Source organism: Bacillus sp. PAMC26543, assembly GCF_014250375.1.
Taxonomy (GTDB): domain Bacteria; phylum Bacillota; class Bacilli; order Bacillales; family Bacillaceae; genus Bacillus; species Bacillus halotolerans.
Window position 1 is genome coordinate 659,339 of sequence record NZ_CP060193.1, and the last position, 16,183, is coordinate 675,521.

Genomic DNA, 16,183 nt, shown 5'->3' on the forward strand with positions numbered 1-16,183 from the left:
AGTCATAAAGTGATAAGGCAGGTAACGAAGCTATGAATATTGCAGTAGTAACAGATAGTACGGCATATATTCCAAAAGACATGCGTGAACAAAATCATATACACATGATTCCTCTCCAGGTTGTTTTTGGGGATGAAACATATCATGAAGAAACAGAAATGGACTGGAGAAGCTTTTACCAAGAAGTGAAAAAGCATACAGAGCTTCCATCCACTTCTCAGCCTGCGATCGGCGAGCTGGTTGCTTTGTATGAAGAACTCGGCAAGTCATATGATGCGGTGATCAGTATTCATCTTTCTAGCGGAATTAGCGGAACGTTCAGCAGTGCAGCTGCAGCGAATACAATGGTCGATAATATTGAAGTATACCCGTTTGACTCAGAGATCAGCTGTCTGGCTCAAGGTTTTTATGCTCTGAAAGCAGCTGAATTGATCAGAAATGGAGCGTCATCGCCGGAAGATATTATAAAAGAACTGGAAGAAATGAAAAAAACCGTTCGGGCATATTTTATGGTGGATGATTTAACACATCTTCAGCGAGGCGGACGATTAAGCAGTGCCCAAGCCTTTATTGGGAGTCTTCTCAAGGTAAAGCCTATTCTTCATTTTGACAATAAGGTAATTGTGCCTTTTGAGAAGATCCGTACACGCAAAAAAGCGATTTCGCGGATTTACGAGCTTTTAGATGAAGACGCGAGTAAGGGCATGCCGATGAAAGCTGCCGTTATTCACGCTAATCGAGAAGAAGAAGCATCGAGTATTATTGAAGAGCTCTCTGCAAAATATCCGCATGTTGAATTTTATAACAGCTACTTTGGTGCGGTTATAGGCACTCATCTTGGTGAAGGTGCAATAGGAATCTGCTGGTGTTTTAAATAAATGATGAAATCTCCGTTTTAGAAGCGGAGATTTTTTTATATTCTTTTTTTAGCTGTTAGACAGAATATTTTCATTCCGGCATAATATCTCGCAAGGAGGCCGTACTATGCAGACTAAGACATCAAAATCGAACAGCCTATTCTCTAAAGAACTGCAGCAGCAGCTTCAGGGCCGTCATCTGCTTAGAACAGAAATCCCATTTTCTGACGAGATCATTGATTGGCATATCGAGCATGGTTATATATCTGCCGAGGAGTCTATATCAAAAAATAAATGGGGATATAGATGCAATAGATGCGGTCAAAATGATCAACAGTATTTTTCTTCGTATCATTCATCAGGAGAAGATAAAGTATACTGCCGCTCTTGTGTCATGATGGGCAGAGTGAGTGAGGATATTTCTTTATATTCCTGGTGCAAGGAGGCAGAGGCAAACTGGAAGCCTATAAAACTGACTTGGGATGGAAAGCTGTCAAGCGGACAGCAAAAGGCCGCTGACGTCTTAATTGAAGCAATTTCGAAGCAAGAAGAGCTCCTTATTTGGGCTGTTTGCGGCGCAGGTAAAACTGAATTATTATTCCAAGGTATAGAATCGGCATTAAATCTAAGACTGCGTGTTTGTATTGCGACCCCGCGCACCGATGTTGTATTAGAGCTTGCTCCGAGACTGAAGGCTGCATTTCAGGGTGCTGATATTTCAGTTCTATACGGAGGAAGTGATGACAAAGGGCGTTTATCTCCGCTTATGATTTCCACAACCCATCAGCTTTTGCGCTATAAAGACGCATTCGACGTCATGATCGTTGATGAAGTGGATGCTTTTCCATATTCCGCTGATCAAACCCTTCAATTCGCTGTTCAAAAAGCGAGAAAGAAAAACAGTACGCTTGTTTATCTAAGCGCCACACCTCCTAAAGAATTAAAAAGAAAAACATATAAAGGTGAGTTGAAGTCCGTTCGCATACCGGCCAGATACCACCGGAAGCCGTTGCCTGAACCGCGCTTTCAATGGTGCGGAAACTGGAAAAAGAAATTAATCCGAAATAAGATCCCAAATGCGGTAAAAAGATGGATAGAACAGCATGTAAAAGAAGGAAGGCCCGTTTTTTTATTTGTTCCGTCCATTTCTATTCTGGAAAAGGCTGCTTCTTGTTTTAAAAATATGAATTATCGAACAGCGTCTGTACATGCGGAAGACAAGCTCAGAAAAGAAAAAGTGCAGCAATTTCGAGACGGTCAGTTTGATCTGTTAATCACAACAACAATATTGGAAAGAGGTGTCACAGTTCCTATGGTCCAAACAGGCATCTTAGGGGCAGAATCGCCCATCTTTACGGAAAGCGCGCTTGTGCAAATCGCGGGAAGGACAGGACGGCATAAAGAACATGCAGACGGCGATGTCATTTATTTTCACTTCGGAAAAACAAAGAGTATGATAGAGGCAAGAAAACATATAAAAATAATGAATGAATTGGCTTTAAAAAATAAATTGATAGACTAGTTAATATTTAAAAACATGTTACAGTATACTCATATAACTAATGAGGAGCTGTAAAAATGCTTGTCAATTCAAAAGAAATCATGATGGAAGAACTTCTTGACCGATATATGGATCAGCTTCATATGACCTGCACTTGCCAAGTATGCAAAAATGATGTACTTGCACTTTCTTTAAACCAAGTAAGACCAGCTTACGTCACTGATGTAAAAAAGATTGCATATACGAAAGCTGAGCTGGTAGATAAACAGAAAAACACGGCTATGCTTGTAATTTTGGCTGAATCAGCTGCTGTGGTATCGGAGAATCCGAGTGATCAATGCGAAACGAGACAGGAGGAGGCTCTAAAAAACTGATCTGTCTATTATGTGATTCACAATTTTCTCAAGCTGTTTCATGGTGCTCACTATTCTTATTAAAACCTGACGACAGGGTCTGTCAGTCCTGCAGAAACAAATTACAGATCATCAAAGGGGCCATCTGTCCGCTTTGCGGCAGGCCTCAAACCGCTCATGAAGTGTGTGCGGATTGCGAGGCATGGAAATCAAGAATAGATGACGGCTTAAGGCTCAGTCAAAACCGTTCTGTTTACTTATATAATGACATGATGAAAGAAACGCTCGCCCGAATGAAATTCAGGGGAGATGCAGCGATAATAAGCGCTTTTAAAAATGACTTTTCCTCAGAATTCTCTGCTGTCTATCCAGATAAACGCCTTGTGCTCGTTCCCATTCCGTTAAGCGAAGAACGGAAAGCAGAACGCGGCTTTAACCAGTCACAAATGCTTGCTGAATGCTTAAACCGGCCCATCCTCAATCCTCTCATCCGCCTGAATAATGAAAAGCAGTCTAAGAAAAAGAAAACGGAGCGCCTGCTTTCAGAGCATGTTTTTGAAACAAAAAACAGCTCGGTTGAGGGTATGGATATCGTTTTAATCGACGATCTTTATACTACGGGCGCCACTTTGCACTATGCTGCCCGCTGTTTATTGGAGAAAGGCAAAGCTGGTTCAGTGTCATCTTTTACCTTAGTGAGAAGCTAAATGATTCAATTTTTGTGCCGATATAATGTCTAGAAATTACTGCAGGCATATTAATGAATAAGGAGTAAAAATGATGGGTGAACTGGCGAATTGTCCGAAATGCAATGCTTTATTTTTAAAAACAAAGCTGCAAACCGTGTGTCAGGCGTGTATTAAGGAAGAAGAAAAATCATTTGAGACTGTGTATAAATTTTTAAGGAAACAGGAAAACAGGCAATCAACACTGAGCCGCATAACTGAGGAAACAGGTGTGGAGGAAGAGCTGATTTTAAAATTCATCAGGCAAAAGCGAATCCAAATCACTCATCTGCCGAATTTGGCATACCCTTGTGAAAGGTGCGGGACATCGATTAGGGAAGGCAAGTTCTGCAAGGCTTGCCAGTCCGATATAAAGGATCAAATAGATCATCTGAACCAAGAATCCGCATTGAAAACAGAACGGGAAAATAGTAAAAAAGACACATACTATGCCTATAATACCAAAAACAGCTGATTCCCTAAACTAACTGAAAACGCAGTCGATAAAAGGGTTAGATTGTTTAAAGACTGCAACGGAAAGCGAGAGGAATCCTATGAAAATCAATCAATTTGGAACACAATCCGTTAATCCATACCAAAAAAATTACGAAAAGCAAGCAGTGCAAAAAAATGCTGCACAGCCTAAAGATAAAATAGAAATTTCATCGCAGGCTAAAGAGCTGCAAAATGCATCCGACGCAGTCACTGGTTCACGCCAGGAAAAAATTGAGCAGCTTAAAGCGCAAATTGAAAACGGGTCATACAAAGTAGACGCAAATCATATAGCGAAAAATATGATTAATTTTTATAAAAAGCAATAAAAAAGGAGAAAGCCCATGTCAGCAAAGCCAATTATTGAACAATTGAAGCGACTTTGCGTTCTGCATGAGCATCTGCTCACGCTGTCTGAGGAAAAGACGGAAGCGCTCAAAGCCGGCAAAACAAAAGAGCTTTCTAACATTTTGACAAAGGAACAAAAGTATATTCAAGCTATCGGGCAGACAGAAGATGACCGGATCAAAGCGTCTTCCGCCTTTCTCGGATTCAGCGAAAATAACACCATTTCTGCTTGTATCGCCAAAACTTCAGGCCGTGAAAAGGAAGAGCTGGAACAACTATATGAAGCTCTTTCTAACGTTCTCGGACATCTGAAAGAAGTGAATGAGATGAATAGGCAGTTGACGAGAGACGCGCTGCAATTCATCTCTATTTCGTACGATATGCTGGTTCCTAAGGAAAATAATTTCAATTACAGCAAATCAATTAAAGCTGAGCTTCCAAAGAGCAGCCGGATGAAACTTTTTGATTCAAAAGCTTAGCAGAAAGGAATTCAGAATATGACATCTACCTTTATGGGTCTTGAAACTGCAAGGCGGGCGTTAAGCGCTCAGCAAGCAGCGTTAAGCACTACTGCAAATAATGTGGCAAATGCCAATACTGATGGTTATACAAGACAGCGAGTCTCATTAGAGGCAACGGACTATTTCCCTGCTGTATCAAAAAATGCAGAAAAAACTGCGGGACAAATGGGAACGGGTGTACAAGGCAAGTCAGTTGAAAGAATCAGAGACATCTTTCTTGACTACCAATACCGCCTCCAAAACAGCAGTTCTGGATATTATGACACGAAGGCTAAAGCCCTGTCCCAAATGGAAGGGATTATGAATGAGACTGGTGGCAGCGGATTAAACAGTGTGCTAAATTCATTTTGGAATTCTCTGCAAGAACTATCCAATAATGCAAATGAGGACAGTGCGCGTTCTGTTGTCTCTCAAAAAGGACAGGCTGTTGCTGATACGTTTAATCATATTTCTGAGTCCCTTACAAAAGTTCAATCAAATTTAAAAGCAGAACTAGATACTAGTGTACTAGATGTTAATTCACTGCTATCTCAATTAAACAGTCTCAATAAGCAAATTGCACAGGTAGAACCAGTCGGTCTGCTTCCGAATGGTTTATACGATCAACGTGATTTGCTGATTGATAAATTATCTTCAATTGTTGATGTCAAAGTGAGCTACAACAAATCAGGCGGGAATGCGCTTGCTTCTTCGGAAGGAACTGTATCGATCGAAATCCTGGATAAAAATAAACAGTCGCTGGGAACTGTTCTGGACGGAAAAAATTATGAGGTTTCAGAGCTGAAAGCTAACTATGATAATGAAACGGGCTTAGTGACAAGTATTTCAATTGGAGACACTGCGGTTCAAGCTGAGTCGTTCAGCAGCAATGGATCACTGTTAGGATTTATACAGTCTTATGGATATGTCACGGCAGACGGCAAAGAAAAGGGCATATATCCGGAGATGCTTTCAGATTTTGATAATATGGCGCTCGAATTTGCAAAAGCTTTCAATGAAGTACACCGAAATGGTCTGACAGAGAGCGGTGAACAAGGCGGGGACTTTTTTGATTTTACCGGAGGTGAAACTGAGCCGGCAAAAGGCGCAGCAGGTAAGATTAAAGTCACTGACAGCATAAAAGATTCAAAAGGCGCGAATATCGCTTTCTCACTTACTGGAGCAGCAAACGATAATTCAAACGCAACGAATTTAGCAAATGTGTTAACTGGGGACATCACCATTAACGGAAAAGAAACGAGTGTGCTAGATTATTATGCTGGTCTCATTGGCGAGCTGGGGATCAAAGCTCAAGAGGCGAATCGGCTGGCATCTAATACAGAAACACAGCTGAATGATGCAGACATAAACCGTCAGCAAATGAGCGCTGTTTCTTTAGATGAAGAAATGACCAATATGATTCAATTCCAACACGCATACAATGCTGCCGCAAGAATGGTAACGTTACAAGACGAAATCCTTGATAAAGTAATTAATGGCATGGGTGTCGGGGGAAGGTAGGTAGATCAAATGAGAGTAACACAAGGGATGATTCAGCAAAACTCATTGAGATATATCGGTTCAAGCTACTCAAAGCTGGATAAACTTCAATCACAGATTTCTTCCGGAAAAAAAATCTCAAAAGCTTCCGATGATCCAGTAGTAGCTATGAAAAGCTTAAAGTACAATACGCAATTATCTCAAGTTCAGCAATATCAAAGTAATGCTTCTCAAGCCTTTACTTGGCTTGAAAACACAGAAACAAACATTACTGAAGGAATTGACATTATGTCAAAGGTCAGAGAGTTAGCTGTTCAAGCTAAGAATGACACAAATGGTGGAGCAGAATTGCAAGCTATTGGTGTAGAAGTAAAACAATTAAAAGAACAGCTTTTAAATATTGCTAATACACAAGTGAACGGCAGATATATCTTCAATGGCACTAATTCAGATACACCTCCAGTTAAAGACAACGGTGACGGAACTTATACGATTTCTGATACGGCTGACGTTATTGTCAATATATCGGATAATATGTCATTAAAGGTAAACTCAGATCCGAAGGCAGCCTTTGGCGGTACTTCTGGAAGCGGACAAAATGTGTTTGAAATGCTAAATTCATTTGAGACAGCACTTAATTCAGGCTCTTTGGACGATGTGGACAGCGTTTTAGATGATATTGATCAATTTTCTGACGGTATGAGTGCAGAACGATCTGATATTGGAGCGAGATATAACCGTCTTGAACTGATTAATACAAGACTTTCAGCTCAAGAAGAAACAGCTACAAAAGTGTTGTCAGACAATGAAGACGTAGAACTGGAAGAAATAATAACTGAATTTATTGCGCAGCAAAGCGTGCACAGGGCTACTCTGGCTGTAAATGCGCAAATTGTTCAGCCTACATTGATCGACTTTTTAAAGTAAGCGGCTCTCAGGAGTTCGCTTTTTTTATAGTTTAGGAGGTAGAGTGATGCAAATTCCCAGATTGATTATGCATAGTGTTCAAGGGAAAATTGGTTTAACAACGACGCCTGCCAGCTTAAAAATGGAGCAGCCGCAAGCCGACTTGGAAATTGAACAGCCAAGCGCGGAAATGGAAATATCGGTGACCCCGGGAAAACTCACGATTGACCAGACGCAAGCATGGGAAGAATTAGACAGAAAGCATATATCCAAAAGAATCGAAGAAGCTGCCCAACAAGGGCATGAGGATGTAATGGAGGGGATAGCCCGTACCGCAGAAGAAGGAGACGAGCTTATGAGAATTGAAAATAAGGGGAACCCAATCGCTTCACAAGCAAAGAGGAACTCTGAGATGCACCAAATTCAATTAGGCGAACATTATGCTCCTTCTCTTTCAAGGGTGAAAATACAATATACTCCGTCACAGCTTAATGTTCAGATTACGCCGCGAAAGCCTGTTATTCAGGCTGAACCGCATAAGCCGATTGTTGAATATATGCCGGGAAACGTTAAGATTGACATGCTCCAATACCCTGATTTAAATATAGATGTAGAATACCCGAAAAAATCACTAGAAAAGTAAAAAGAAAAGGATCGTGAACAATGATCATTCATACTAAGTACCATGGCCAAATGAACGTGAAAGAAGAACAAATCATTCTTTTTGAAAACGGGATTCCAGGTTTTGTTGAAGAAAAACAGTTTGTCATTCTTCCGCTTTCAGAAGACTCTCCATTCGTGGCGCTGCAGTCCGTCACTTCAGAGAATCTTGCGTTCATCGTTGTAAGTCCGTTTATCTTTTTTAAGAATTATGAATTTGACCTTGATGAATCAACTGCTGAACTTTTGGATATCGATAATATTGAAGACGTAGAAGTCATGACATTATTGACCATGGAAGAGCCATTCGAAAAAACTACTGCTAATTTATTGGCTCCTATTATTGTGAATCGCAAGAACATGCTGGCTAAGCAAGTCGTTTTACACGACTCCCTATATACGACAAAGCATCCGATTGGAGGAGAATCATGCTAGTTTTATCGCGGAAATTAAACGAAGCGATTCAAATAGGTGCTGATATTGAAGTGAAAGTCATTGCGGTTGAGGGTGACCAAGTGAAGCTGGGAATTGACGCCCCAAAGCATATTGATATTCACAGGAAAGAAATATATTTGACCATTCAGGAAGAAAATAATCGAGCGGCAGCGTTATCCAGCGATGTGATCTCCGCATTATCCTCACAAAAAAAGTGAGGATTTTTTTTATTTTTGTATTAACAAAATCAGAGACAATCCGATATTAATGATGTAGCCGGGAGGAGACGCAAACACTCCGCCAGTTACAAAAAAACAAGGCACAAGGACGTGCCTTAACAACATATTCAGGGAGGAACAAAACAATGAGAATTAACCACAATATCGCAGCACTTAACACACTGAACCGTTTGGGTTCAAACAACGGCGCAGCACAAAAGAACATGGAGAAACTTTCTTCAGGTCTTCGTATCAACCGTGCGGGAGATGACGCAGCAGGTCTTGCGATCTCTGAAAAAATGAGAGGGCAAATCAGAGGTCTTGAAATGGCTTCTAAAAACTCTCAAGACGGAATCTCTCTTATCCAAACAGCTGAGGGTGCATTGACTGAAACTCATGCAATCCTTCAACGTATGCGTGAACTTACTGTTCAAGCAGGAAACACAGGCACACAACAACCAGATGATCTTAAATCTATCCAAGACGAAATCTCCGCTCTAAAAGAAGAAATTGGCGGTGGAACTGATGCGAACGGGATTGCAGACCGTACACAATTCAACGGTAAAAACCTATTAGATGGTTCTTTTGCTAGCGGTACAGCAGACCTTACATTCCAAATTGGTGCAAATAAAGGACAGCAATTAACAGTAAATATTGACAGCATGAAAGCGGCTGACCTTGGAACAACTGTAAAAATCAGTGATATCGATGTAACAAAGTTTGATACTTCATCATTCGATGATCAACTTTCCGGAATTGATGAAGCAATCACTCAAGTTTCTAACCAACGTTCTAAACTTGGTGCGGTACAAAACCGTCTTGAGCACACAATCAACAACTTAAGCGCTTCTGGTGAAAACCTGACAGCTGCTGAGTCTCGTATCCGTGACGTTGACATGGCTAAAGAAATGAGCGAGTTCACAAAGAACAACATTCTTTCTCAAGCTTCTCAAGCGATGCTTGCTCAAGCGAACCAACAGCCTCAAAACGTACTTCAATTGTTACGTTAATTTTGAAAAAGACCTTGGCGTTTGCCGGGGTCTTTTTTTATATCCGTAACTCCAAATCTTTCCCCCTTGCTGTCTATAACCCGTGATATAATAATCGAATTCTCCACTATCTTATAAATGTATTTCCAAACAAGAATTCTAAAACAGATGAGTTTTTTTCCAAAAATATGTGTAATCTTATCTCGACTTAGTCGATATAAACGATAGATTGGGACATAGGGGATGATCAATTGAACATTGAAAGACTCACTACGTTAAAACCTGTTTGGGATCATTATGATACTCAAATACATAATCAGAAAGATCATGAGAGTGAGGTTCCTGTTCATCAAGTTTCATATACCAATCTTGCTGAAATGGTAGGGGAAATGAACAAGCTTTTGGAACCTTCGCAAGTTCACCTGAAGTTTGAGCTCCATGAGAAGTTAAATGAATACTATGTAAAAGTAATAGAGGACTCTACAAATGAAGTCATCCGCGAAATTCCGCCGAAACGGTGGCTTGATTTTTATGCGGCTATGACTGAATTTCTTGGGTTATTTGTAGATGAAAAAAAGTAGATGAGGAGTGGTTTGAAATGGTCACGAGAATAACAGGTCTTGCGTCAGGAATGGATATAGATGATATCGTATCAAAGCTGATGCAAACAGAAAGAGCGCCGCTTGATAAGCTGACCCAAAAAAAACAGACGTTAGAATGGCAGCGTGACAGCTATCGTGAAGTCAACTCAAAAATAAAAGAATTACAAGATTATATGTCTAAAAATACGTTGACATATCCGAGCACGTATCAGAGCAAAACTGTGACCAGCTCCAATGAGTCTGTGTTAACTGCTACAGGAAGCGCAAGTGCGCCAAACTCGTCTTCTACTGTTGAAGTAGCGAGTTTGGCAACTGCAGCAACGTATAAGGCAAATAATTATACGGGATACACACAAGGCGATTATAATTTGGCATTTAACGTTGTAGCACCTGGTGAGACAACGGCAAAAACAGTGAACATCAGTGTGACGAGCGCCGATACCATTGATAATGTGATTTCTAAACTTAACAGTTCAGATCTAGGAGTATCAGCATTTAAAGATAAAATATGGAACGGTACAGAGTATGTAGAAACGATTGCGTTTTCTTCTAAAGCAACAGGTGCAGGAGGCAGCATACAGGCAGCAGACTCTGCTACATCCGACTTTATGTCCGGTCAGCTTGGTTTTTCTTTAGACGCTGAAAATAAGCTCACTGCTTACAAAGAAGGAACAAATGCAAAAGTCACAATTAATGGTTTTGAAATGGAGAAGCTGACAAACAACTTTACGGTTAATGGCGTTACCTACTCGATCAAAAATACAACTGCAGCCACAGGCCCTGTTACCACATCTGTTTCTACTGATGTAGACGGGATTTATAACCAAATTAAAGAGTTTGTAGATAAATACAATGAATTGGTTGACAGCCTGAATGAAAAGCTTCAGGAAGAAAAATACAGAGATTATACTCCGCTGACGAGTGAACAAAAAGAAGCAATGTCTGATAAAGAGGTAGAACTCTGGGAGAAGAAGGCAAAAAGCGGTTTGCTGAGAAATGATTCCAGCATCAGCACCGGCACGAACCAAATGCGGACTGATTTTTATACTCAAGTTAATGCGGATGGGAAAACCTATCAATTAACTGAATTTGGCATCACAACCTCAAGTGCTTATCAATTGCGGGGCCATTTAGAGATTAATGAAGACAAACTGAAAGCAAAAATACAAGAAGATCCGCAAAGTGTTGCCGCCTTATTTACAAACGGAACGAACAGCAGTGCCTATAGTGATAAGGGGATTATGAAACGTATCGGCGACACACTGAGAAGCACAGTGAAAAGCATTGAAGCAAAAGCCGGCAATTCAACAATGGGAGCAAGCGACTATTTAATTGGGAAAAATTTGCGTTCCATCAGTACTGAAATCACCGATATGCAGGACCGATTGAACACAGTAGAAAACCGTTATTATAAAAAATTCAGTGCAATGGATTCTGCGATTCAAAAAATGAACGAACAAGCGTCCTATTTATCACAGCTTCTTGTACAATAAATGTAATTTGGAGGATGACACATGGCGATCCAAAATCCTTATGCAGCTTATCAGCAAAATTCAGTGAATACCGCTACGCCCGGGGAGCTGACCCTTATGCTGTATAATGGCTGTTTGAAATTTATAAAACTTGCATCTCAGGCCATTGATAATAATGATATGGAAGGTAAAAATGAAAATCTGATTAAAGCGCAAAATATCATTCAGGAATTAAATGGTACACTTAACCGCAACATAGAGCTTTCCGGTTCAATGGGTGCGATGTACGATTATATGTATCGAAGATTGGTACAGGCAAATATCAAAAATGATACGAGCATGCTGGCTGAGGTAGAGGGCTATGTAAAAGATTTTCGCGATGCTTGGAAACAAGCCATGCAAAGTGAACGAAAGGACCGGCACGGATCAGGCGGGATCGCATGAATAACATAGATCAACTATACACTGAGACGGAGAGTATGCTGTCACACATACAAAATACACCGGAAAGCGATGAACTTTTAAAGCAAATTGAAGACTTTGTGTCTAAACGGTCTGAACTTATTCAGGGGATATCTCTGCCGCTTTCAGAAGAAGAGCGAAAGCAGATGAAGCTTGTCTTGACATGGGATCAGCTTATTGTGAAGGAAATGGAAAGACTGAAGCAGTCAATCGCAGCAGAACTTCAGCAGGTGAAAAGAAAACGTGCGATGCATACGACGTATTTAAATCCTTATAACAACATCACGATTGACGGCAGATATTATGACAAGCGTAAATAGGTGAGTGCCTTGAAGAGCATTGAGGATTATACGCTTTTATCAGCTTATTATCATCTTCTTTTTACAATTGAGGAAGGGCTGTGCTATTTGATAGAGGCGGAACAGAATTTATCAAAAACAGAAGGGGATCGGATCTACCAAGATCTGATCCAAGCCTTTTTTTATTTGGATTCAACCCATTCAACTCTTCTTTTCGTGATGAACACACGTTGCGCAGAAGTATGCGTTAAGGCTTTTGACGAGATTTTTGCAGAATTTGATCAATTGGTTTCTTTCTCATTCCCCTCTCATGAATTCTGCGAGTACTTAAAAGGACATTTTCTGATTCACTATAGGAAATGGATGCTGTCCATTCATCGATGTATGGAGCCCTTTGTGATCAATTGACTTTGTGTAAGGTATTTTTTCTTATTACGAGCATATACATATACCTCCCGTAACCATAGAAACATCAGCTTAAAACGGCATAATTCGACAAAGTTCACTGAATTTTCACAAAAGGTTTACGTTTCAGCAGGAATTGTAAAGGGTAAAGGGGAAATAGATACATATCCTTAATAAAAGGGAGGCGTTCTTTGATGAACTATAACATCAGAGGAGAAAATATTGAAGTGACACCCGCGTTAAAGGATCATGTCGAGAAGAAGATCGGCAAGCTGGAGCGTTATTTTGAGCATAGTGTAAATGCCGATGTGAACGTCAACTTGAAGTTTTACAATGACAAGGAGTCCAAGGTTGAGGTTACGATTCCGATGACAGATCTGGCGCTTCGGTCTGAAGTGCATAACGAGGATATGTACAATGCAATTGATCTCGCTACAAACAAGCTGGAACGTCAAATCCGTAAGCATAAAACAAAGGTAAACCGCAAATTCCGTGAGCAGGGTCTTCCGAAATCTTCAGTGGCAAACGGCCTCGGCTCTGATACAGATATTGCGGTTCAGGACGAAATAGAAGAAGATGAAAGCTTAGAAATCGTCCGTCAGAAGCGCTTTAATTTAAAGCCGATGGATAATGAAGAAGCGATCTTGCAAATGAATATGCTCGGCCATAACTTCTTTGTTTTCACAAATGCGGAAACAAACCTTACAAACGTCGTGTACCGCAGAAATGACGGGAAATATGGCCTGATTGAACCGACTGAATAATGAAGAGAAGCCTTCCGTGATTTTCGCGGAAGGTTTTTGTTTTTTCTTATTTGCAAATTCTTTGGAAATAAGAGAAGGTATGATATGATAATGAGAGGTATACATGGACTAGTAAATTATTTATACATGCTTGTCAAACAGGCATGTGATGATAGAGGAGCGTTATAAATGCTTGGAATTTTAAATAAAATGTTTGATCCAACAAAACGTACGCTGAATAGATACGAAAAAATAGCTAACGATATTGATGCGATTCGGGGAGACTATGAAAATCTCTCAGATGATGCGCTGAAACATAAAACAATTGAATTTAAAGAGCGCCTTGAAAAAGGGGCGACAACTGATGATCTACTTGTTGAAGCATTCGCAGTGGTTCGGGAAGCTTCTCGCCGCGTAACCGGCATGTTCCCGTTTAAAGTCCAGCTTATGGGGGGCGTGGCTCTTCATGACGGAAATATCGCGGAGATGAAAACAGGGGAAGGTAAAACATTAACATCTACTCTGCCTGTTTATTTAAATGCCTTATCTGGAAAAGGCGTGCACGTCGTGACAGTCAATGAATACTTGGCGAGCCGTGACGCAGAGCAAATGGGGAAAATTTTCGAGTTTCTCGGCTTAACTGTCGGACTGAATTTGAACTCAATGTCGAAAGATGAAAAAAGGGAAGCTTATGCGGCTGACATCACTTATTCTACAAACAACGAGCTCGGCTTCGACTATTTGCGAGACAACATGGTTCTTTATAAAGAGCAAATGGTGCAGCGTCCGCTTCATTTTGCGGTAATTGATGAAGTCGACTCTATTTTGATTGATGAAGCGAGAACACCGCTTATCATTTCAGGACAGGCTGCAAAATCGACAAAACTGTACGTACAGGCAAATGCTTTTGTACGCACGTTAAAAGCAGAAAAAGACTATACGTATGATGTGAAAACAAAAGGTGTACAGCTCACAGAAGAAGGAATGACAAAGGCTGAAAAAGCGTTCGGCATCGACAACCTGTTTGATGTGAAAAATGTGGCGCTCAACCACCATATCAACCAGTCCTTAAAAGCGCACGTTGCCATGCAGAAGGATGTTGATTACGTAGTAGAAGACGGTCAGGTTGTCATCGTTGACTCTTTCACGGGTCGTTTAATGAAAGGCCGCCGCTACAGCGAAGGGCTTCACCAGGCGATCGAAGCGAAGGAAGGGCTTGAAATTCAAAATGAGAGCATGACCTTGGCGACGATTACGTTCCAAAACTACTTCCGGATGTATGAAAAGCTGGCCGGTATGACGGGTACGGCTAAAACAGAGGAAGAGGAGTTCCGTAACATCTACAACATGCAGGTTGTGACGATTCCGACAAACCAGCCGGTTGTTCGTGATGACCGTCCTGATTTAATTTACCGTTCAATGGAAGGGAAGTTTAAGGCCGTTGCAGAAGATGTTGCCCAGCGATATATGACAGGACAGCCCGTTCTTGTCGGTACAGTTGCGGTTGAAACGTCTGAATTGATTTCAAAGCTGCTCAAAAACAAGGGTATCCCGCATCAGGTATTAAACGCCAAAAACCATGAGCGAGAAGCGCAAATCATTGAAGAGGCCGGTCAAAAAGGCGCTGTGACGATTGCGACAAACATGGCGGGGCGCGGAACAGACATTAAGCTTGGCGAAGGAGTAAAAGAGCTTGGCGGACTAGCCGTTGTCGGAACGGAACGCCATGAATCACGCCGGATTGACAATCAGCTGCGAGGACGTTCAGGACGTCAGGGTGATCCGGGGATCACACAATTTTATCTTTCTATGGAAGATGAATTGATGCGCAGATTTGGTGCTGAGCGGACAATGGCAATGCTTGACCGTTTTGGTATGGATGACTCCACTCCGATTCAAAGCAAAATGGTATCCCGCGCGGTTGAATCATCTCAAAAACGCGTTGAAGGAAATAACTTCGATTCACGTAAACAGCTTCTCCAATATGATGATGTTCTCCGCCAGCAGCGTGAGGTTATCTATAAGCAGCGTTTCGAAGTCATCGACTCTGAAAACCTGCGTGAAATCGTAGAAAATATGATCAAATCTTCTCTCGAGCGGGCAATTGCGGCCTATACACCAAGAGAAGAGCTTCCTGAGGAGTGGAAGCTTGACGGTCTTGTTGAGCTTGTTAACACCACTTACCTTGACGAAGGCGCGCTTGAAAAGAGCGACATCTTCGGCAAAGAACCGGATGAAATGCTTGAGCTCATTATGGATCGCATCAAGACCAAATATAATGACAAAGAGGTAAAATTCGGCGAGGAACAAATGCGCGAATTTGAGAAAGTCATCGTGCTTCGCGCCGTCGATTCAAAATGGATGGATCATATCGACGCAATGGATCAGCTTCGCCAAGGGATTCACCTTCGTGCTTACGCGCAAACAAATCCGCTGCGTGAGTATCAAATGGAAGGCTTTGCGATGTTTGAGCATATGATTGAATCCATCGAGGACGAGGTTGCCAAATTTGTGATGAAGGCTGAGATTGAAAATAATCTGGAGCGTGAAGAGGTTGTACAAGGCCAAACCACGGCTCATCAGCCGCAAGAAGGCGATGAAAACAAAAAAGCAAAGAAAGCGCCGGTTCGTAAAGTGGTTGATATTGGCCGAAATGCGCCATGCCACTGCGGAAGCGGAAAAAAATATAAAAATTGCTGCGGCCGGACTGAATAGT

The 16,183-nt window shown here is 41.3% G+C and carries 20 protein-coding genes; all 20 read left to right on the forward strand.

From position 1 onward, the window contains the following. Nucleotides 1-32: 32 nt before the first annotated feature. A complete protein-coding gene (locus H7F27_RS03240; protein ID WP_101859865.1) occupies nt 33-878 on the forward strand; it encodes a DegV family protein in 846 nt (281 codons plus the stop codon). A 106-nt stretch (nt 879-984) separates the two neighbouring features. Beyond that, nucleotides 985-2,379 (forward strand): ATP-dependent helicase ComFA, encoded by a 1,395-nt coding sequence (gene comFA / locus H7F27_RS03245; RefSeq protein WP_185848557.1) that lies wholly within the window; start codon nt 985-987, stop codon nt 2,377-2,379. A 56-nt stretch (nt 2,380-2,435) separates the two neighbouring features. After that, a complete protein-coding gene (locus tag H7F27_RS03250) occupies nt 2,436-2,732 on the forward strand; it encodes a late competence protein ComFB (protein WP_103671256.1) in 297 nt (98 codons plus the stop codon). After that, nucleotides 2,696-3,418: an amidophosphoribosyltransferase gene (locus H7F27_RS03255; protein ID WP_024123027.1), complete on the forward strand. Its 723-nt coding sequence runs from the start codon at nt 2,696-2,698 to the stop codon at nt 3,416-3,418. Before H7F27_RS03250 ends, H7F27_RS03255 begins: the two co-directional genes overlap by 37 nt. A gap of 73 nt (nt 3,419-3,491) precedes the next feature. Then, nucleotides 3,492-3,911, forward strand: a complete 420-nt coding sequence (locus H7F27_RS03260) for a TIGR03826 family flagellar region protein (RefSeq protein WP_024123026.1) — start codon at nt 3,492-3,494, stop codon at nt 3,909-3,911. Nucleotides 3,912-3,990: 79 nt separating this feature from the next. Continuing rightward, on the forward strand, nt 3,991-4,257 hold the full coding sequence (flgM, locus tag H7F27_RS03265) for a flagellar biosynthesis anti-sigma factor FlgM (protein ID WP_185848558.1): 267 nt from the start codon (nt 3,991-3,993) through the stop codon (nt 4,255-4,257). Nucleotides 4,258-4,272: 15 nt separating this feature from the next. Beyond that, entirely contained in the window at nt 4,273-4,755 is a 483-nt protein-coding gene (flgN, locus tag H7F27_RS03270) for a flagellar protein FlgN (protein ID WP_185848559.1), read from the forward strand. Between the two features lie 18 nt (nt 4,756-4,773). Then, nucleotides 4,774-6,297, forward strand: a complete 1,524-nt coding sequence (gene flgK, locus H7F27_RS03275; protein WP_101864690.1) for a flagellar hook-associated protein FlgK — start codon at nt 4,774-4,776, stop codon at nt 6,295-6,297. A 9-nt stretch (nt 6,298-6,306) separates the two neighbouring features. Further along, entirely contained in the window at nt 6,307-7,203 is an 897-nt protein-coding gene (gene flgL, locus H7F27_RS03280) for a flagellar hook-associated protein FlgL (protein ID WP_095712912.1), read from the forward strand. A gap of 46 nt (nt 7,204-7,249) precedes the next feature. After that, nucleotides 7,250-7,825 (forward strand): DUF6470 family protein, encoded by a 576-nt coding sequence (locus tag H7F27_RS03285; protein ID WP_185848560.1) that lies wholly within the window; start codon nt 7,250-7,252, stop codon nt 7,823-7,825. A 20-nt stretch (nt 7,826-7,845) separates the two neighbouring features. Continuing rightward, complete coding sequence (gene fliW / locus H7F27_RS03290) at nt 7,846-8,277, forward strand: flagellar assembly protein FliW (protein ID WP_185848561.1); 432 nt, start codon at nt 7,846-7,848, stop codon at nt 8,275-8,277. Next, a complete protein-coding gene (gene csrA / locus H7F27_RS03295) occupies nt 8,271-8,495 on the forward strand; it encodes a carbon storage regulator CsrA (RefSeq protein WP_095712915.1) in 225 nt (74 codons plus the stop codon). The genes fliW and csrA overlap by 7 nt, the downstream gene beginning before the upstream one ends. A 146-nt stretch (nt 8,496-8,641) precedes the next feature. Further along, entirely contained in the window at nt 8,642-9,505 is an 864-nt protein-coding gene (gene hag / locus H7F27_RS03300) for a flagellin Hag (RefSeq protein WP_024123018.1), read from the forward strand. Between the two features lie 230 nt (nt 9,506-9,735). Then, nucleotides 9,736-10,065 carry a flagellar protein FlaG gene (flaG, locus tag H7F27_RS03305; protein WP_101859871.1) on the forward strand — a complete coding sequence of 110 codons (330 nt, stop codon included), beginning with the start codon at nt 9,736-9,738 and terminating at the stop codon, nt 10,063-10,065. Nucleotides 10,066-10,082: 17 nt separating this feature from the next. Next, on the forward strand, nt 10,083-11,579 hold the full coding sequence (locus H7F27_RS03310; RefSeq protein WP_101859872.1) for a flagellar hook-associated protein 2: 1,497 nt from the start codon (nt 10,083-10,085) through the stop codon (nt 11,577-11,579). Between the two features lie 21 nt (nt 11,580-11,600). Further along, nucleotides 11,601-12,002 carry a flagellar export chaperone FliS gene (gene fliS / locus H7F27_RS03315; protein WP_185848562.1) on the forward strand — a complete coding sequence of 134 codons (402 nt, stop codon included), beginning with the start codon at nt 11,601-11,603 and terminating at the stop codon, nt 12,000-12,002. Beyond that, a complete protein-coding gene (locus tag H7F27_RS03320) occupies nt 11,999-12,340 on the forward strand; it encodes a flagellar protein FliT (RefSeq protein WP_101859874.1) in 342 nt (113 codons plus the stop codon). Before fliS ends, H7F27_RS03320 begins: the two co-directional genes overlap by 4 nt. A gap of 9 nt (nt 12,341-12,349) precedes the next feature. Further along, nucleotides 12,350-12,727 carry a DUF8042 domain-containing protein gene (locus H7F27_RS03325; RefSeq protein ID WP_024123013.1) on the forward strand — a complete coding sequence of 126 codons (378 nt, stop codon included), beginning with the start codon at nt 12,350-12,352 and terminating at the stop codon, nt 12,725-12,727. 191 nt (nt 12,728-12,918) lie between these two features. Continuing rightward, nucleotides 12,919-13,488, forward strand: coding sequence for a ribosome hibernation promotion factor (gene hpf, locus H7F27_RS03330; protein ID WP_044159437.1), 570 nt, complete (start codon nt 12,919-12,921; stop codon nt 13,486-13,488). A 168-nt stretch (nt 13,489-13,656) separates the two neighbouring features. Further along, entirely contained in the window at nt 13,657-16,182 is a 2,526-nt protein-coding gene (secA, locus tag H7F27_RS03335) for a preprotein translocase subunit SecA (protein WP_103671263.1), read from the forward strand. Nucleotide 16,183 lies beyond the last annotated feature (1 nt).